The 18,682-nt window shown below is 72.7% G+C and carries 12 protein-coding genes; 4 read left to right on the top strand and 8 right to left on the bottom strand.

Annotated elements, in window-relative coordinates:
• Nucleotides 1–59 precede the first annotated feature (59 nt).
• The 5 genes from DZA62_RS03060 to rfbA all read right to left on the bottom strand — a co-directional run bounded on the left by DZA62_RS03060 (nt 60) and on the right by rfbA (nt 7,678).
• A complete protein-coding gene (locus DZA62_RS03060) occupies nt 60–3,194 on the bottom strand; it encodes a glycosyltransferase (RefSeq protein WP_116947269.1) in 3,135 nt (1,044 codons plus the stop codon).
• 179 nt (nt 3,195–3,373) lie between these two features.
• A complete protein-coding gene (locus tag DZA62_RS03055; protein ID WP_116947268.1) occupies nt 3,374–3,835 on the bottom strand; it encodes a hypothetical protein in 462 nt (153 codons plus the stop codon).
• The gene (locus DZA62_RS03050) at nt 3,835–6,144 is read right to left on the bottom strand and encodes a CehA/McbA family metallohydrolase (protein WP_116947267.1); all 2,310 of its coding nucleotides are present in this window, start codon (nt 6,142–6,144) and stop codon (nt 3,835–3,837) included. The genes DZA62_RS03055 and DZA62_RS03050 overlap by 1 nt, the downstream gene beginning before the upstream one ends.
• A 35-nt stretch (nt 6,145–6,179) precedes the next feature.
• Entirely contained in the window at nt 6,180–6,809 is a 630-nt protein-coding gene (rfbC, locus tag DZA62_RS03045; protein WP_116947266.1) for a dTDP-4-dehydrorhamnose 3,5-epimerase, read from the bottom strand.
• A complete protein-coding gene (gene rfbA / locus DZA62_RS03040; RefSeq protein WP_116947265.1) occupies nt 6,806–7,678 on the bottom strand; it encodes a glucose-1-phosphate thymidylyltransferase RfbA in 873 nt (290 codons plus the stop codon). The genes rfbC and rfbA overlap by 4 nt, the downstream gene beginning before the upstream one ends.
• A 48-nt stretch (nt 7,679–7,726) precedes the next feature.
• On the opposite strand from rfbA, the gene rfbB reads away from it, so the two are divergent.
• Both rfbB and DZA62_RS03030 read left to right on the top strand, forming a co-directional pair.
• The gene (gene rfbB, locus DZA62_RS03035; RefSeq protein ID WP_116947264.1) at nt 7,727–8,701 is read left to right on the top strand and encodes a dTDP-glucose 4,6-dehydratase; all 975 of its coding nucleotides are present in this window, start codon (nt 7,727–7,729) and stop codon (nt 8,699–8,701) included.
• 75 nt (nt 8,702–8,776) lie between these two features.
• Nucleotides 8,777–10,918, top strand: coding sequence for an FG-GAP repeat domain-containing protein (locus tag DZA62_RS03030; protein ID WP_157987429.1), 2,142 nt, complete (start codon nt 8,777–8,779; stop codon nt 10,916–10,918).
• Nucleotides 10,919–11,533: 615 nt separating this feature from the next.
• On the opposite strand, the gene DZA62_RS03025 is transcribed toward DZA62_RS03030, so the two are convergent.
• A complete protein-coding gene (locus DZA62_RS03025) occupies nt 11,534–12,619 on the bottom strand; it encodes an aminoglycoside phosphotransferase family protein (protein ID WP_198663354.1) in 1,086 nt (361 codons plus the stop codon).
• 196 nt (nt 12,620–12,815) lie between these two features.
• Here DZA62_RS03025 and DZA62_RS03020 point away from each other — a divergent pair, with 196 nt between their 5' ends.
• A complete protein-coding gene (locus DZA62_RS03020; RefSeq protein WP_269813838.1) occupies nt 12,816–14,099 on the top strand; it encodes a nucleotide sugar dehydrogenase in 1,284 nt (427 codons plus the stop codon).
• A gap of 63 nt (nt 14,100–14,162) precedes the next feature.
• On the opposite strand, the gene DZA62_RS03015 is transcribed toward DZA62_RS03020, so the two are convergent.
• The gene (locus tag DZA62_RS03015; protein WP_116947260.1) at nt 14,163–15,092 is read right to left on the bottom strand and encodes a hypothetical protein; all 930 of its coding nucleotides are present in this window, start codon (nt 15,090–15,092) and stop codon (nt 14,163–14,165) included.
• 106 nt (nt 15,093–15,198) lie between these two features.
• Here DZA62_RS03015 and DZA62_RS03010 point away from each other — a divergent pair, with 106 nt between their 5' ends.
• Nucleotides 15,199–17,178, top strand: a complete 1,980-nt coding sequence (locus tag DZA62_RS03010; protein WP_116947259.1) for an acetoacetate--CoA ligase — start codon at nt 15,199–15,201, stop codon at nt 17,176–17,178.
• Between the two features lie 203 nt (nt 17,179–17,381).
• Here DZA62_RS03010 and DZA62_RS03005 read toward each other — a convergent pair whose 3' ends face one another.
• Nucleotides 17,382–18,596: a metallophosphoesterase family protein gene (locus DZA62_RS03005; protein WP_116947258.1), complete on the bottom strand. Its 1,215-nt coding sequence runs from the start codon at nt 18,594–18,596 to the stop codon at nt 17,382–17,384.
• Between the last annotated feature and the right edge of the window lie 86 nt (nt 18,597–18,682).

Genomic DNA, 18,682 nt, shown 5'->3' with positions numbered 1-18,682 from the left:
GAGCCGGCCCCAGGAAGGACCCACCCACCGGCCCTGATGTGCGGAGACCAGGGGGCAGCTCAGGAGGCATGCGCGCGCGCCGCCAGGGCCGCGTCCAGCAGCACTCGCGCGCGGGCGTCGAACGAGTGCACCGTCCGGACCTCCTCGGACACCAGCTTGAGTGCGTCCGGCGGGCAGAACTCGTCCGGCTCCAGCGCGCACAGCGCCGCCAGCTCCTCCGGCGACGAGTACGTCCGCACGGCCGGTCCGAACAGCTCGGCCAGGCCCTCGATCGAGTCGCTGACCACCCGCCCACCCGCCGCCACCGCGTCGAAGACCCGATTCGACACGAAGCCGTGCTCCCGCATATCCGCCCAGTGGTCGTTGAGGACGACCCGCGCCCGCTCGTACGCCGCCCCCGCCGCGTCGTTGTCCAGGTACTCGCCGCGCAGGTACCGCGCCGGAATCTCGTCACGCCAGTTCTGCCCGTAGACGTGCAGGTCGACGCCGGCCTGGATGGCGTCGCGGACGATCGGCCGGACGTCGCCGCGCCGGCCGGATCCGAGGAACAGCACCGGCCCGGCCGCGCCACCGGCCGACGCGCCGGGCTGGAACCGGGACGGTTCGGTGGCCTGCAGCAGCGGCCGCACGTCCAGGCCCCACTGGTCCGACACGGAGGCCGCCCACGGCGCCGAGGCCGCGAACACCGCGTGGTAGCGGCGCGCCTCGTCCGCCGTGACGGCGTCCGGATGGCTGATCACCCAGAGCAGGTTCGTCCGCCCCGGCCCGGGCGCGTACGTCTCCAGCCCGCGCAGCGTGAGTGTGACGTCGTCGAGGTAGCCGGTCGGACGGTCGAAGGCCAGCCGGCGGTCGACGACGACCTCCTGGCCGAGCCGGCGCAGCGCGGCCGCGAGGTCGCGGGCGAAGTGCACGTCGCCCCAGGTGTCGCCGCGAGGGCCGGCGTGCGCGCCGATCTTGACCGCCCAGCGCAGCGCGGGCGGCCGTTCGGCGACGGCCACCGACGCCGTCCGGACCAGGACCGGCAGCGCCGTCCGCAGCCCGGCGGGGTCGATCACGCCCGGCTGGACGTGCGCCACGGCGAAGCCGGCGTCCTCGTACCGGCCGAGCTCCGACGCCGGCAGCCGGCCGGCCCACCGCGCCAGGAACTCCCGCCGGTTCGCGCCGCCGAAGGCCAGCCGGCCCGGCGTCTTGCTCTCGTGGTGCTCGACGACGGACTCGGTGACGACGGCGAACCGGCCGCCCAGTTCGGCGACGGCACGCAGGCACAGGTCGATGTCCTCGCAGCCGTTGATGAACATCGGGTCGAAGCCGCGCAGCGCGACGACGTCGGCGGCCCGCATGGCCAGGACGGCGGCGGTGACCGCCGTGAAGCCGGTCATCGTCCCCAGGGCCTGTGCGTCCTCCATCGGGTGGTGGGCCAGGAACGCGTGCGGGAAGCTGTCGCCACCGGCGAACACGGTGCCGGCCGACTGGATAGTCCCGTCGGGATACACCAGCAACGGCTGCGCCCCGGCGACGGCGTCGTCGTCCAGCGCGCCGACGAGCGGCCGCAGCCAGCCGGGCCGCACGACGGTGTCGTTGTTGAGGAAGACGACGGCCGCGCCGGTGGAGTGCGCGAACGCCAGGTTCGAGCCGAGCGCGAAGTTGAGGTTGCGGACCGCCCGCACCACCGTCACCTCGGGCGACGCGGCGAACCGGGCCGCCAGGATCGCCGACACCGCCCGCCGCGACCCGTTGTCGACCACGACCACCTCGACGTCGTCGCCGTCGGCCGACGCCGCCGCCAGCACCGACGCCACCGCGTCCGTCGTCATCCGCCAGTCCTGGAAGGTGGGGATCAGCACCGACACACGCCCAGGCACGCGGCCGGACAGCCCTGCCGCCACGGCGGCCCAGTCCACGTGATGCTTGGCCAGGACGACGTACTCCCAGCCGGGCGCCTCGGTCAGGGTGATGCGGTCGGTGCCCGATCCGGCACGGCCGACCGCGCCGCCGACGAAGGGCAGCAGCCGCAGCGGCGTCTCGCGGGCGATCCGGATGGCGAGGTCGTGGTCGACCCAGCGGCGCAGCGACTCGTCGAACCCGCCGATCGCCGTCAGGACCGCCCGCTCCACGATCAGCGAGATCATGTTCACGTGGTTCTTGACCAGCAGGTGCTCGTGGGCGCCGTCGAAGGCCAGGTAGCGAAGCGGCGCGTCCGGGCCGTGGTCGAGCACGGCGTGCGCGGCGCGCAGACCGTCGCCGGCCATCGCCTTGACCGCCAGTTCCAGGAACCGCGGGCGGTACACGTCGTCGGAGTCGAGGAAGGCGACGTAGCGGCCGCGGGCCGCGGCGATCCCGGTGTTGCGGGCGGCGCACACCCCGCGCCACGGCCCGTCCAGCACGCGCAGCCGGTAGTCGCGACGGGCCAGGTCGCGCAGCACGTCCGGCGTCGCGTCGGACGACCCGTCGTCGACGACGATCAGCTCCAGGTCGCGCAGACTCTGGCCGAGCACCGACGCGACCGCCGCGCGGATCTGCGCCGGTCGGTTCCGGACCGCGATGACGACGCTGACCAGCGGCCCGTCTCCCGCCGCGGGTAGCGGCAGCCGGGACACCCGGGCGATCCACTCGCGCTCGGCCGCCGCGTCGATGTCCTCGCTGAGCCGGGTGCCGTGGCCGACGGCGTGCTGCTCGCGCCAGCGCCGGGCGGCCGCGGTCGCCCGCTCCCGGACGACGCCCAGCGCCGGCACCGCGCCGACGTGGTCCGGCCGCACCGGCACCGGCGTCTGCGGCCCGGCCCAGGAGAGGAAGTGGCCGAGCGCGCCCCCCGGGTGCTCGGCCGCCTCGGGGTGCCGCTCGAGATAGGTCGCGACGTCGAACAGCGGCCCCAGCGCGCCCCTGGTCACGCGGCGGGCACGGAGCAGCGGGTCGACGTTCTTGCGCGCCCGGTACTTCGGGTCGTGGAACTCCGGCTCGTACAGCGGATGCGGCGAGAGCCCGCGCTGCAGTCCCCAACGCAGGTAGTGACGGGCGGCGACGGTGTCGTCGGCGAACTCCTTGCCGGTCTGGGCGGCGTAGAACTCCCGATCGAGCACGTTCCAGGCGAGCAGCTCCCCGACCGGCTCGACCCGGGCCGGCCGCCGCGGCGGCCACGGACCCAGCGGCTGACCGGCCCGGCGGCGATAGGCCCGGACACCGGCACCCAGGGCCACACGGCGCCTGATCAGGCCCGAGCGCACCCGCCGAGGCAGCCTCTTGATTCCACTGACTGTGCCCAAGGCCGGCCACCTTCCCGTGCTGTCCGCCGCGCTCAGGCGGCGGACGCTACGGGCCGTTCCAGCTCGTCCCGTTTCGCCCCGGTTTCTCGGGCGTCACAAGGCCCCCCGGCCCGTCAGCGAGCCCCGTCGCCCGAGGCTCCCTCAGCGAGAAGACGCACGACGGGCAGGGACGGGTTGCCTCGCGGTTCGGAGCGGAGCAGCACACTGAGCGTGCTGTGCTGCGCGAGTCCGCCGAGGGCGCCCAGCGCACGGAACGTCAGCGTGACGTCGACCGCGGCGGGGGCGTCGAAGCGGACCCGGAAGCCACCGTCCTGCCGCGGTTCGCCGGTGAGGTGGTGCACCGGGAGGTCCAGCTCGACACCGCGGACCGGGTCGCTCTCGATGGTGAGCGGGCCGGTGACGTAGCCGTCGTTGACGATGGTGACGTCGATCGTGTGCCAGTCGCCGGGCGCGAGCGCACCCAGCCGGGTCGCGGTGCGGGCGACGTGCACCCGGGCCTCCGGGTTGATGGTGACCGCGATCGGCGCCGTGGTGTCGACCGGGCCGCAGCAGCCGCTCGCCTCCGGGTGGCTCATCAGTCGGCCTCGCACTCGTCCTGGCGGGTCACATACACGGCCTGAGCGGCGTCGTAGGCCGCCCGGGCGTCGGCCCGCTCACTCTCGCGGATGAACGCGGACTTGGCCGCCCACAAGGCGTCGACCGAGTCGTGCAGCCACCGCGCACTGCGCTTCGAGGCGCGGATCGGACGGCCGCCGGCCTCGACGAAGATCGGCTGGGTGTGCACGCTGTGCAGGATCCGCAGCGCCACCCACGACGAGCGCTCCAGCGTCACGTCGAAGCCCACCGCGTGCTCGGTGCCGTTGGCGACCAGCCGGCGTGAGGCCACCGCGACGCCGTTGACCACCAGGTCGAGCAGGACCTCGCGGCTCTCGCCGACGCGGGCCCGCTCCAGGTGCCAGCCCACCGGCGCGCTGTACGCCGGGCGGCCGGCCTCGGGCGGCGGTGGCGGCTCCTCGGGCAGCCAGGCCGCGACCGTCGCCGTCACCCGCACCGGGCCCGGCTCCGCCAGACGGTGCTCGCGGGCGAGATCGCCGTCGACGGCCAGGTCGAACACGTGGCTGCGGCCGTCGCCGAAGTACGACGCGCCGTCCTTCAGCCCGGCGATCCACGTCTCCAGCGCCCGCGGGCCCTGCGGCGGCTCGGGCAGCCGGACGTAGGTGCGCCCGACGCCCGGGCCCTCGTCGTAGATGCACGGGTAGTCGGTCTCGCCCAGCATCAACGTGCGGAAACCGACGTTGAGCAGGTGGTACCAGATGTTCAGCTCGGCCGCGGGCGCCACCTCGGCGCCGGCCTGGAAGTCGGCGACGCCCAGCGGCACGTCGACGATGATCTCGTTGGACCCGATCGAGTGGAACCCGGGCACGACGTAGTTCGGCAGCTCGTCGGTGCCGGCCGCCAGCCCGAGCCCGCAGTGCGCGTAGCCGGTCAGCGCGTTCTGCGACTGGCCCCAGCGCATGATCGGCAGGTTCCAGGACGGCCAGTCCTCGATCAGCTCGGTGCCCGGGTAGTCCTGGTCGGTCAGCCCGAGCAGGATGACGTGCCCGGAGTGACTGGACGGGAAGCCGGACACCTCGACGTCGTAGCGCAGCAGGCTCTGGCCGTCGCGGTCGGTGGTCTGCGGCTCCCAGGTCATGCCCTGCGCCCGCTGCATCGCCGGGTTCTCCAGCAGCGCCGGCGGGCTGATCGACTCGCCGCTGAAGAACTGCTTCTGGTGGTAGTAGCAGGGTCCCCAGGTCAGCACGCTGCCCAGCCACAGCCCTTCGCCGCGGACGTGCCGGATCATCGTCTCCGGTGTCACGCCCTCACTGGGCACGTTGTAGTGCGAGCAGCCGCCCGCGTGGATGTGCGGGTCGCCCGAGTAGTAGCCGTGGCCGGCGGGATCGACCCAGCGGTCCAGCCGCAGCTCGACGGCGTCGGTGCCAGGCCCGACACGGACGTCGCGCCGCGTCTCGCGGTACTCCGGCCCGCGCCGTGCGGCGAACTCGTAGCCGCCCTCCGGCAGCCGGATCACCTCGCCGGTGGCGCGGTAGACGTGCTCGTGGAAGAACATGTCCGGGGCCAGCCGCATCGCCGTCGACGGGTACGACCGGCCCTGCGCGTCGCGCACCGTGATGGCGGCGACGCTGCTGCCGCCGTCGGGCTCACGGACGTCGATGCGGACGTCGCGCGCCGGCGCGCAGTCGAACTCGAACGTCGCGCCGTACTCCTCGGTCCCCATCATCATGCGGCGCATGGCCAGCTGGTCGGCCGGACGCGTGAGGCTCTCCGGCTGCTCCTCGACGGCCGCGGTGAACGTCAGACCGCCGGAGCGGCGGCCGCCGTCGCGGCTGTAGACGCTGACGACCTTGTACTCGACCTCCAGGCCGGACAGGTCGCCCGGCGACGCGAGCCGCGTCTGCAGCCAGGAGCCCTCGATGCGCGGCACGCTGTCGAGGGTGTCGGGCAGCACGGTGCGGGCGGAGTGGCTCTTCTGGTCGATGACCCCGAACACGCCGGGCGTCATGCCGACCAGCCGGGCCTCGATGCGGTGCGGGTTGGCGACCCGGACGAGGAAGCTGCGCCAGCCGTGCTGGACCAGCCGCGGCGACGCGGCGCCGGGCGTGCTCGTCGTCCCCGCGCGCTCGTCGAGACGCACCTGGACGAGCACGTACGGCCGCAGCAGGTCCTCGGCCTCGCGCACGACCTCGGCGTCGGGGCCTACGTCGGCCGCCAGCTCGGCCAGCCGGCCGGTGACCTCGGCGGGCAGCGGATCACCGAGGTCGCGCAGCGCGTGAGCGGCTCGGGTCGCGGAGGCGAGCAGGGGCTGGGCAGCGGGCTCGGACACCGGGTCCTCCTGTCGGCGGGGGTGTCCGGCCGACGCTATCGCGCCGCGAGCGACGCGTAGAACTCCTGTGTCGCGGCGTAGTCCGGCAGCAGTCCGGACTCCCGTGCGGCGGCCAGCGACGGCGCCGAGCGGTCCTTCTCGGACAGGATCGGGGTGATCGGCCGGCCGTCGCGGTCCACCGTCGGCCAGTCGATGCCCAGCTCCGGATCGAGCGGGTCGATGCCGTGCTCGCGGCCGGGCGCGTACGGCGCCGTGCAGAGGTACATGACGGCGGAGTCGTCGGCCAGCGACAGGAACGCGTGTCCGAGTCCTTCGGCCACGTACACGGCCCGCCGGTCGGCGTCGTCGAGCAGCACGGAGTCCCACGCGCCGAACGTCGGCGAGCCGGCCCGGATGTCGACGACGACGTCGAGGACGGCGCCGCTGACGCAGGTGACGTACTTGGCCTGACTGGGCGGGACGTCGGCGAAGTGCAGACCGCGCAGCACGCCGGCGGCCGAGACGGACAGGTTGGTCTGGACGACGTCCGGGCGGTGGCCGACGTGCGGCGCGAGCAGGTCGCCGCGGAACGACTCGAGGAAGACACCGCGGTCGTCACCGAACAGCGGCGGCGTGACGACCCACGAACCGGGCACCGACAGCGGCTCGATCTTCGGCCCGCTCACGCCGGCGCCCCCTCGAGCAGGCCCACGAGGTAGTCGCCGTAGCCGGACTTCGCCAGCGCCTCGCCGCGGACCCGCAGCTGGTCGTCGTCGATGAAGCCCATGCGCCAGGCCACCTCCTCGGGGCAGCCGAGCTTCTGTCCCTGCCGCGCCTCGATGACGCGGACGTACTCGCCGGCCGCCATGAGGTTGTCGAAGGTGCCGGTGTCGAGCCAGGCGGTGCCGCGCGGCAGCACCTCGACGTGCAGCGAGCCGCGGTCGAGGTAGGTGCGGTTGACGTCGGTGATCTCCAGCTCGCCGCGTGCCGACGGCCGCAGCCCGCGGGCGATCTCGACCACGTCGCTGTCGTAGAAGTACAGGCCCGGGACGGCGAAGTTGCTGCGCGGCCGGGCCGGTTTCTCCTCGAGACTGACGGCGCGGCCGTCGGAGTCGAACTCGACGACACCGTAGGCGGTGGGGTCGGCGACGTGGTAGGCGAAAACCAGCCCCCCGTCGACCTCGTCGTACTTCCGCAGCTGGGTGCCGAGGCCGGCGCCGTAGAAGATGTTGTCGCCGAGGACCAGCGCGACGTGCTCGGAGCCGACGAACTCGGCGCCGATGACGAACGCCTGGGCCAGCCCGTCGGGGCTCGGCTGCTGGGCGTAGGAGATGGACAACCCCAGGTCGGAGCCGTCGCCCAGCAGCGACCGGAACTGCGCGGCGTCGTGCGGCGTGGTGATGACGAGAATGTCGCGGATGCCGGCCAGCATCAGTGTCGTCAGCGGGTAGTAGATCATCGGTTTGTCGTAGACCGGCAGCATCTGCTTGCTCACCGCCACCGTGAGCGGATGCAGCCGAGTTCCCGAGCCGCCCGCCAGGATGATTCCTCGCATGAGCGCCTACGATAGCCCGCGAAAGCGACCGCTCCAGGAGGGGACGAGATGCGGCTGTTGATCACCGGAGGGGCCGGCTTCATCGGCTCGCACTACGTCCGCCAGGCGCTGTCCGGTGCGTACGCCGGCCTCGACGGCGCCGACGTCGTCGTGCTCGACAAGCTCACCTACGCCGGCAACCCGGCCAACCTCGAGCCGGTCGCCGACCACCCGCGGTTCTCCTTCGTCAAGGGCGACATCCTCGACACCGGCCTGGTCGACGAGCTGCTGGCCGAGGCCGACCAGGTCGTGCACTTCGCCGCCGAGAGCCACGTCGACCGCTCCATCCAGGGCGCGGCCGCGTTCGTCCAGACCAACGTCGTCGGCACTCAGACGCTGCTCGACGCGGCCCGCCGGCACGGCGTCGAGCGGTTCGTGCACGTCTCGACCGACGAGGTGTACGGCTCCATCGAGTCCGGTTCGTGGACCGAGGACCACCTGCTGGCGCCCAACTCGCCGTACAGCGCCAGCAAGGCCAGCAGCGACCTCGTCGCGCTGGCCTACCACCGCACCCACGGCGTCCCGGTGTCGGTCACGCGCTGCTCGAACAACTACGGTCCGTACCAGTACCCCGAGAAGGTCATCCCGCTGTTCGTCACGAACCTTCTCGACGGCCGCAACGTGCCGCTGTACGGCGACGGCCTCAATGTGCGCGACTGGCTGCACGTCGACGACCACTGCCAGGGCATCGAGCTGGTCCGCTCGGCCGGCCGGTCCGGTGAGATCTACAACATCGGCGGCGGCCGCGAGCTGACCAACAAGGAGCTCACCGGCCTGCTGCTGGAGGCGTGCGGCGCCGACTGGAGCCGCGTCGACCACGTCGAGGACCGCCTCGCCCACGACCGCCGCTACTCCGTCGACGACAGCAAGATCCGCGCCGAGCTGGGGTACGTGCCGCGGCAGGACTTCGCCGCCGGCCTGGCCGGGACCGTCGCCTGGTACCGCGACCAGCGGCTGTGGTGGGAGCCGCTGAAGAACCGCTGATGGGCGGTTGATCGCCCGCCGGCCGGGGGATACTCGAACTCGACCGGTGGGGCGAGGCGGGAGGGGTTCGAGGACTTGCGGCGTGCGGTCGGCGTCATTCTGGCGACTGTGCTGGCGGCGGCGCTCCTCACCGCGTGGGCGCCCGGCTGGCTCGGCGGCGACCCCGACGCGGCCCGCGACGTGCGGCGACCCCCGTCCAAGACCGTCGACGTCGGGGTCTTCCTCGCGTCCGGCCGGGGCGACGCGGCCGCCGTCCAGGCCGCCATCGACGCGGCCGACCCCGGCCAGACCGTCGTCTTCCCCGCCGGCGTGTACGAGCTGGACCGGCCGATCCGGTTCCGGTCCGAGCGCAACTACACCGCCGCCGAAGGCGCCAGGGTCGTGCTGCGCGGCTTCGGCGACGACGGCGTCACCCTCGACCACGACGAACTGCACGACGTCACCATCAGCGGGCTGGAGTTCGACGACGTCCGCCTCGAGCTGAACGGCACGGACGACCACGACACCGTCACCGACGTGACGCTGCGCGACTGCACGTTCCGCAACGGGCCGGCGGCCAGCGAGTGGGGCGTCGCGTACGTGATGCTGCGCCACACCGTCGGCGTGACCGTGGACGGCTGTGAGTTCCTCCGCGACAGCGCGCACCCCGGCCGCGGCGTCGTCGCCGACAGCACCCGCCTCACCGTCGTCAAGGACTCCTGGTTCGGCACCACCGCCGACCTCGACCCGGCCGTGCCGGACGGCTGGTTCCGCACCGCGATCAACTTCTGGGGCCACGACCTCGCGACCGGCATGGGCAACGACGAGGTCATCGTCGACGGCAACGTGTGGCGGCGCACGCCCGGCATCGGCGCGCCGGCCGGCTGCCAGTTCTGCCAGGACCACGGCCTGTACGCGTGGGGCAGCCGGCGGCTGTCGATCGTCGATAACCGGGCCGACGGCTGGGATGCGTCGCCGGCCGGCGGCTCGATGAAGCTGCGCAACCAGACCGACACGTTCGTCGTCGGCAACCGGCTGCGTTCGTCGGGCATCCTCAGCTACGTCTACGCCAGCACCAACATGGCCGAGGTGTTCCGCCGGGTGTCGCTGCGCGACAACACCATCGACATGCGCGGCGCGACGGGCTGCCGGCACTACTGCGGCGTGACCTACTGGCGCGACGCGGACATCCTCGGCCAGCAGGGGGCGCCGGAGAGTGACGTGTTCATCGGCGGCAACACGTTCGTCGACGGCGGGCTGATCTCCGTCTCCACCGACCGTCCGGCCGAGTTCTGTGTCCAGGGCAACAGCGACGCCGCGCTGATCTCGCACCTGGGCGACGTCCGCACCAGCGACTGCGGCGCCGCGCCTGAGTGGGAGGAGCCGTTCGCCGGCGTCCTGCGCGGCGACTTCGACGGCGACGAGCGGTCCGACTTCGTTCAACTCGTCCGCGACGACGGCGAGGATCCGTACTGGCGGGCGCACCTGAGCGCCGGCAACGGCGTCCAGATCGAGGAATGGCCGGCACAGGTCGGCGGCGCCCAGCTGGCCGCCCAGCTCGGCGTCCAGGTCGGCGACTTCGACGGCGACGGCCGCGACGACCTCGCCTGGGCCGGCGCCTGCCGCGACCATGGCACCTGCTGGCGGGTGGCGCTGACCGGCGACGACGGGTTCGCGCCGCCGCGTCCGTGGGCCCGGTTCGGCGGGACGACCAGCCAGACCACGCGGTTCGGCATCCAGGTCGGCGACTTCGACGGCGACGCCCGCGACGACCTCCTCTACCGCGGCACCTGCGGCGACGACGGCGAGCTGTGTTGGCGGCTGCTGAGCAGCGACGGCGAATCCTTCCAGGCCCGTTCCTGGGGCGACGGCGCGGCGTTCACCGCCGACAGCGACGCGTACGGGCTGCTCGTGGCCGACTTCAGCGGCGACGGCCGCGACGACATCGCCTACCGCGGCCGCTGCGGCGACGCCGGCGAGCCGTGCTTCCGGGTGCACGTCAGCGGTGAGGACGGCTTCACGGTGCACCCCTGGGGCGACGCGTTCTGGCCCGAGGCCGACGGCTCGACCGCCCATTTCGGCATCTCCGTCGGCGACGTCGACGGCGACGGCGACGCCGACCTCGGCTACCGCGGCCGCTGCGGCAACGGGGAGTCGCTGTGGCGCTACCACCTCAGCACCGGCTCCGGCTTCACCGTCGCCTGCTCACCGCGCGCCAAGCTCGACCCGGCCTCCTGACGCTGGGGGCTCGTGACGCGGTCGTCGTGACACGGGCACGACCCCCATTGATGGTCCCGTGGGCTGGCGGGCCGTGCGCCGGATGGCCACGTGGGCCGTCCCCCTGCTGCCCATTCTTCAAGCCGCGGCACCGTGCCTCAAGCGGACTGAACGGCGCTTCGCGCGGCGATGACCGCTTGACCCACGGCACCGCGGCCTGAGAACCGGCAGCTATCAGGGGGACGGGGCGAGTCTGGGCACAGCTCCAGCTTTTGCAGCCGCCGGCAGGCTCGCTTCGTGGGCCGTTGGCACCCGCGCACCACGGTGATCATCCACGAACGCGTAGTCCACTAGGCGTTCTCACGCATCACCAGGCATGCAAGCCGCATGAAGCACCAGAACGCCTGGTGATGGCCCCCGAAACACCGGCAAATCTCACCACGTGGACGCGCCACAGGTCGGACACCCAGCGAGCGGTGCGCCGGTCATTCAGCCAACGGTGCGCCACCACAGCGAACAGTGCGCCAGTCATCCAGCCAACGGTGCACATCACCAGGCGTTCTCACGCATCACGAGGCATGCAAGCCGCATGAAGCACCAGAACACCTGGTGATGGCCCCCGAAACGGCGACCGGATCAGGGCAGCAGGTCGTCGAGCATGGCCAGCATCGTGTGCATGCGGCGGTCGGCGGCCTTGACGCTGCCCCGCCTGACGGCGCGGAAGTAGCGGTTGCGCCAGCCGCTCAGGAACAGCAGCAGCGCCACGGCCACCTGCAGCCGCCACGGGACGGCACCCGCGGCGGCGAGGGCGGGCCGCAGCGACGCGGGCGCCTCGAGCGTCGCCGCCAGGGCACGGGGGTCGGGCGCGGACATCAGGACCTTGAGGACGTCGTGGGCGAGCGGCCGGTGGCCGGCGTCCTCCCAGTCGACGAGGGCCAGCCGGCCGTCGGTGACCCGCAGCACGTTGCCGAGGCCGGGGTCGCCGTGGCTGAGACCGACGGTGAGCGGGCGGGTGTCGTCGAGCAGGGAGCGGGCTCGCAGGGCCATGACCTGCGGGTCCAGCCCGCCGGGCCAGCTGCCGGGGGGCGGGTCGTCGGTCAGCCCGGAGAAGGCGGCCAGCGCACGGGCCCGCGGGTCGGCGCCGAGTGGCTCGTGCGTCACGCCCAGCCGCTGCCACGTCTCGGCCAGCAGGGCGAGCAGTTCGAGAGCGGTGTCCTCGGCGTCCTCGGCGCGGACCGCCGCGCCGTCGACGGCCTCCTCGACCAGCCAGTCGGCGACGGCGTCGCCGGGCAGCCCGTGCCCGACCAGGCCGCTCGCCAGCACGCGCGGGACGGCGAACGGCGTGCGCCCGGCCACCGTCCGCTGATGCGCGCTGCCCGTGACCAGCGGCGTCGGCGTGCCCGGCGCGGACCGCTGCTGCACGACGAGGGTCCGGTGCACCTCGGTGACGTAGAACGCCCGGAACCGCAGCTGCTCGGCCGTGCGCATCGCCCCGGCCACGACGACGTCCGCCGCGGCCGCCGATCGCACCAGCGGCCGGCTACCCGCGACGAGCACCGAGGCGCCCGTCCGCTGATCGACGAAGACGCCGCTGGACGGGAACGGCGCCGCCGGGTCGAGCTGGGCCGAGAAGGCGATGCGGTTGTCGTGGAAGAAGTGCCGGCGGCGCAGCCGCGCCACGCCCCGTGCGGACGGCAGACTGTCGGTCGTCCGCTCGATCACGGCGGTCCAATCGAGGGACCTGAGGGCGTCGGAGGCGGCTGGCATCGGATATGTCTATCAGTGCAACGTCGCAGTTCAGGCGGGGTTTCGATGGGAGTTCGATGAGAGTGTTCTCATCTTCCGGACGGCCCGTGCGGGCCGCGGGAGACGGCGCCGACACAGACCTGCTGTAAAGTCGTCCGGTCACGAGCGCCACATGGACGGGAACGAAGCAGTGTCGACAGATGTCGCAGTGGTTGGACTGGGTTACGTGGGCTTGCCGCTGGCTCAGGAGGCCAGCCGGTCCGGCCTTCAGGTCATGGGCTTCGACGTCAGCACCAACGTCGTCGAAGGTCTGAACGAGGGCCGGTCGCATGTCGACGACCTCTCCGACGCCGACATCGAGGAGATGCGGGCGTCGGGCTTCCGGGCGACGACGGACGAGGCCGACCTCGGCGGCGCGGACACCATCGTCATCTGCGTGCCGACGCCGCTGTCCGACGAGGGCGGACCGGACCTCGGCGCCGTCAAGGCCGCGGTCGGCACTGTCGGGCGGCATCTGTCGGCCGGCATGCTGGTGGTGCTGGAGTCCACCACCTACCCGGGCACCACCGACGAGGTGGTCCGGCCGATGCTGGAGGAGGCGTCCGGCCTCGTCGCCGGCCGCGACTTCCACCTCGCGTTCTCGCCCGAGCGCATCGACCCGGGCAACCCGAAGTTCGGCATGCGCAACACCCCCAAGGTCGTGGGCGGCCAGACGCCCGCCTGCACCGAGCGGGCGGCCACGTTCTACCGCCGCTTCGTCGACACCGTCGTCGAGGCCAAGGGCACCCGCGAGGCCGAGACCGCGAAGCTGCTCGAGAACACGTACCGGCACGTCAACATCGCGCTGGTCAACGAGATGGCGCGGTTCTGCCACGAGCTCGGCATCGACCTCTGGGACGTCATCCGGCTGGCCAAGACCAAGCCGTTCGGCTTCCAGGCGTTCTACCCGGGCCCTGGCGTCGGCGGGCACTGCATCCCGATCGACCCGAACTACCTGAGCCACAACGTGCGCGTGCGGCTCGGCTACCCGTTCCGGTTCGTCGAGCTGGCGCAGGAGATCAACGCCACCATGCCGGCGTACGTCACCCAGCGCATCATGAACATCCTCAACACCGACGGCAAGGCCATCAACGGCTCGACCATCCTGCTGCTCGGCGTCACGTACAAGCCCGACATCGCCGACCAGCGCGAGTCCCCCGCCGTCCCGCTGGCGAAGCGGCTGGCCTCGCTCGGCGCCAACGTCGTCTTCCACGACCCCAAGGTGCCCACCTGGAAGGTCGACGGCAGCGTGCTCGAGTCGGTCACCGACCTCGACGCTGCGCTGGCCTCGGCCGACCTCACCGTCGTCCTCCAGCCGCACACCGAGTACGACGGCCACCTCATCGCCAAGACGGCGCAGCGGGTCTTCGACACCCGCGGCATCACCCCGCTCGGCGACACCGTCGAGCACATGTGAGTCGCGCGGCGCGGCCGGCCCGTCGATGGGGCCGGCCGCGCCGGCACGTCCGTCAGCCGGCGGTCACGCCCCGCGCGGGTGGCTGGTGGCCTCGAAGACGCTGGCCAGCGTCGGGTAGTGCCAGGTCCCGGCCAGCCGGCCGAGGCCCTGGATCGGCGTGCTGGAGTTGGTGACGAACCCCATGCGGTAGGCGTACGCCTCGCCGCTGGCGCTGTTCACGCCGATCAGCGTCGTCACGGTACCGCCGCTCGGGGTCGCGCAGTTGCCGAGCGCCAGATGATCGAACGCCTGCCAGGTGCGGCTGCGGATGGTCGTGGTCGTCGCCGTCATGGTGGCGGTCGTCGGGATCTTGATGAGGATCAGCCGGCCGGTCGTCGTGTTGGCGAGCAGCGCGTCGTACTGCGGCGTGCGGCCGATCAGCGTCATGTCGCGGACGGTGCCGAAGCCGGCGACGCGGCCGGCGCCGGTGAGGACCGGGCGACCCGCCGTGCCGGACGTGATGACGTAGCGGTACAGCGAGCCGTTGTCGTGCAGGGCGTAGAGGTAGCGGGTGGGCAGCAGTGAGCTGGCCATGACCGTGCGCCGGAACCCGCTCCACCGCGACGCGAGGTTCTCGGCGGTGGCCCGCCGGCCGTCGTTGTCGGCGCGGGCGGTCAGCTGGAAGACCACGTTGGTGCCGGTGCCGAGATGGGTCGACTCCTGGAACCAGTCCTCGGGGATCATGGTGTCGGCGTCGAAGCTGCCGGTCGACAGCGACCTGATCGACGTCAACCCGCTGACGGCACCGAAGTCGGTGACGGTCGGCGGGCGGGTGGTGCTCACGCTCACCCCGATGCTGCGATAGTGCCCGTCGTCGCCGACGGAGGCCATGCTGACGGCGCAGTCGATGGCCGCGGCGGGCGCCGCCCCCGTGGCGGCGCCACTCGCGGGGACCGAGCCGGCCAGGCCGGTGGCGACGACGGAGAGCACCAGGGCCGTCACGATGGTTCGCATCTGCCCACCTCCACGTACGAAGTAGAGAATTGTCTCAATGTAGCACCGGGGAGGCGCTCGTCCAGCCCGGTCCGGACCGCCGCCCTGGTGCGTTAGGTTGAGCCGCATGACCGACGACGCCGAAGTCGTGTGGCGGCCCGACCCCGCGGCCGTGGCGCGGAGCCGGATGACGCAGTTCCGCACCTGGCTGCGCGACGAGGGCCTGGTCGATGCCGCCGACTACGACGAGCTGTGGCGCTGGTCGGTCGGTGAGCCGGGTGCGTTCTGGAGTTCGATCGCCCGATTCTTCGGCGTCGCGTTCCACACCCCGCCCGAGGACGTGCTGCCGGACGTCGCGATGCCGGGCACCCGCTGGTTTCCCGGCGCGACGCTCAACTACGCCGAGCAGGCGCTGCTCCCCGGCGACGGCAAGGGCGACGACGACGTCGCGGTGATCTTCCGGCGCGAGGACGGGCTGCGCACCGAGCTGACCTACGGCGAGCTGCGCCGGCAGGTCGCGGCCATGCGGGCGGCGCTGGCGGCCCTCGGCGTCGGCCGCGGCGACCGGGTGGCCGCGCTGGTGCCCAACGCGCCGCAGACCGTGGTCGCGTTCCTGGCGACGGCCAGCCTCGGCGCCGTCTGGTCGTCCTGTTCCCCCGACTTCGGCGTGCGCGCGGCGGCCGACCGGTTCGCGCAGATCGCTCCGACGGTGCTGATCACCTGCGACGGCTACGTCTACAACGGCAAGGCGGTCGACGTCCGGCCGACGGTGGCGGCGCTGCGGGCACAGCTGCCCGGTGTCCGCGCCGTCGTCGGCATCCCGTTCGGCGGCGCGGCCGTCCCTGATGCGCTCGACTGGGACGATCTGCTGGCACAGCACGACGACGCGCCGCTGGAGTTCGAGCCGGTGCCGTTCGACCACCCGCTGTGGGTGCTGTACTCGTCCGGCACGACCGGCCTGCCCAAGGGCATCGTGCAGGGGCACGGCGGCATCGTGCTGGAGCACGTCAAGGCGGCCGGCCTGCAGCTGGACCTCCAACCCGGCGAGCGGTTCTTCTGGTTCACCACCACCGGCTGGATGATGTGGAACTTCCTCGTCGGCGGGCTGCTGGTCGGCTCGACGGTGGTGCTGTACGACGGCAGCCCGGGGTATCCGTCGCTGCGGTCGCTGTGGGACCTCGCCGCCGACGAGCGGGTCGCCGTCTTCGGCACGTCGGCGCCGTTCGTGCAGGCCTGCCTGAAGGACGGCCTGACGCTGGACCCGTCGGCGCGGCCGTCGCTGCGCGCCGTCGGCAGCACGGGTGCGCCGCTGTCGGCCGACGGGTTCCGCTGGCTGAGCCGCAACCTGGGCTCGTCGGTGCAGATCGCCAGTCTCTCCGGCGGCACCGACGCCTGCACGGCGTTCGTCGGGCCGGCGCCGGACGTGCCGGTGTGGCTGGGCGAGCTGTCCCGGCCCGCGCTCGGCGCCGCGCTGGCCGCGTTCGACCCGGCCGGGCACCCCGTCATCGGCGAGGTCGGCGAGCTGGTGCTCACGGCGCCGCTGCCGTCGATGCCGGTCTCCTTCTGGGGCGACGACGACGGCTCACGGCTGCGGGCCGCCTACTTCGAGGACTACCCGGGCGTCTGGCGGCACGGCGACTGGGTGACGATCACGCCGCGCGGGTCCGCCGTCATCCACGGCCGCAGCGACTCCACCCTCAACCGCGGCGGCGTCCGCATGGGGACCGCGGAGTTCTACCGCATCGTCGAAGCCCACCCCGCCGTCGTCGACTCGCTGGTCATCGACACGTCGGGCGACGGCGCGTCCGACGGCGAGCTGCTCTGCTTCCTGGTGCTCGCGCCGGGCACGTCGCTGACCGACGTCGAGCCGGAGCTGCGCAGGTCGCTGCGAGCGGAGCTGTCGCCGCGGCACGTCCCCGACCGCTTCCTCGTGGTCGACGACGTGCCGCGGACCCTGACCGGCAAGAAGTGCGAGGTCCCGGTGAAACGGATCCTCGCCGGAGTGGCGGCGGAGCAGGCCGTGAGCCGCGAGGCGCTGCGCAACCCCGCCGCCCTCGACCCGTTCGTCGCTCTGGCCGCCGCGGGGACTGTCGGAGCTCGCCCGTAGTGTGAGGCCCACCCAGCCGGGAGGGGTCCCCACCCTCCAGGGTGGGCTCCCCACCCTCCAGGGTGGGCTCCCCACCCTCCGGGGTGGGCGCACAGCCGTCGGGGCGGGGCTCGCCTACCCGTCAAGGCGGGCGGACCTACCCGTCAAGGCGGGCGGGCCCAGCCGTCAAGGCGGGGTCACCAGCGGACTCTTCGCCGACGCCCCTACTTGCGACGCGAGCCGGGCAGCGGGAGCGGGTCGACGCTCTGGTCGTTCGCGGTCAGGTCGATGCCGAGGTCGCCGGCGAACACCAGGTGCGTCTCGACGTCGACGTCCTCACCCTGCTGGGTGAGGTTGAAGACCCGGGCGCCGCGCAGCCGGTTCCGCTCGGCGCCGCCGAGGCCGTAGGTGCCGAAGCCGGTGTTGCCCGAGTAGCCGAGCAGGACGCCGTAGTAGTCGCCCACGTAGGTGTTGACGTGGTCGTGGCCGCAGAAAACGCCACGCACGTCGCCGCGGTCGAGGATGGCGGAGAACATGCCGCTGTTGAACGGGCCCGGGCACTCGTCCTCGTTGCGCTCGCCGACGATGCCGTGACGGGCGACGGCGCGCTCGTGGTCGGCGGCGGTGCGGCTGTCGACGCTGGCGAACCACATGAAGCGGTACTCCCAGAGCGGGATGTGGATGAACATCAGCGCCGGCACCTTCCGCCCGGCCCGCTTCTCCACCAGCTCCGACGTCTCGGTGTACCAGTGCACCTGGTTCATCCGCAGCCAGTCCCACGTCGGGTAGCCGGCGAAGTCCTGCCCGGCGATGGTCGACGGCGCGTAGCGGCCGCTGTCCAGCAGGAACAGGCTGAAGACGGGACGCTGGCCGCGGGCGCCGCGGATCAGCAGGTTCATGTTGCCCGAGCCGGTGACGCCGCGGGGGCTGGGCTGGTTGAGGTTGTGGCCGTACGACCGGTAGAAGGCCAGCATGTCCTCCTCGTCCATCCCGGTGTCCGGCGTGGAGTCCTCGTCGTGGTTGCCGTAGGTGATCACCCACGGGATCTGCCGCTGCTCCATCGGCTGGACGATGTTGTTCATCGCCTGCTGCATCTCGGTGGCGTTCGCGCAGCCGCCGGTGATGTTGTCGCCGTTGTGGACGACGAGGTCCGGCCGCTCCGCGTCGAGGACCTTCTCCATCAGCTCGATGGTGCGCCGGTCGATCCGCTCGTCGTCCTGGGTGTCGTTGAACTGCACGATCTTGAAGGTGCCGTCGCCGTTGAACCGCAGCGGCTCGTCCTCGGCCGCACCGGCCGGGGCCGCGCCCGCGAGCGCACCCGTGGCGCCGAGCGCGAGCGCCGCCGTGCCCAGGCCGCCCATCCGGACGAAGTCGCGCCGGTCCCAGCCGGGCCCGGCCTCGGCCTGCTGCTCGTTCGGCTGCTGGTCGTGCTGCGCCATGGCGCCTCATCTCGGGTGCGGCGGTGGGTGTCCCGGGGACGCTAACGAGCGGCGGGCACCAGCAGCCGTCACCGCGGTGATGAGTG

The sequence above is a fragment of the Jiangella endophytica genome (assembly GCF_003427025.1).
Lineage (GTDB): Bacteria > Actinomycetota > Actinomycetes > Jiangellales > Jiangellaceae > Jiangella > Jiangella endophytica.
The sequence above is the reverse complement of the archived record's forward strand: the minus strand, read 5'-3'. Positions and strand labels throughout refer to the sequence as shown.

Coding starts and splice junctions, on each gene's coding strand:
- DZA62_RS03055 (WP_116947268.1), bottom strand. CDS start 3,835: ATGAGCCACCCGGAGGCGAGCGGCTGCTGCGGCCCGGTCGACACCACG.
- rfbA (WP_116947265.1), bottom strand. CDS start 7,678: ATGCGAGGAATCATCCTGGCGGGCGGCTCGGGAACTCGGCTGCATCCG.
- rfbB (WP_116947264.1), top strand. CDS start 7,727: ATGCGGCTGTTGATCACCGGAGGGGCCGGCTTCATCGGCTCGCACTAC.
- DZA62_RS03020 (WP_269813838.1), top strand. CDS start 12,816: ATGGACGGGAACGAAGCAGTGTCGACAGATGTCGCAGTGGTTGGACTG.
- DZA62_RS03015 (WP_116947260.1), bottom strand. CDS start 15,092: ATGCGAACCATCGTGACGGCCCTGGTGCTCTCCGTCGTCGCCACCGGC.
- DZA62_RS03010 (WP_116947259.1), top strand. CDS start 15,199: ATGACCGACGACGCCGAAGTCGTGTGGCGGCCCGACCCCGCGGCCGTG.
- DZA62_RS03005 (WP_116947258.1), bottom strand. CDS start 18,596: ATGGCGCAGCACGACCAGCAGCCGAACGAGCAGCAGGCCGAGGCCGGG.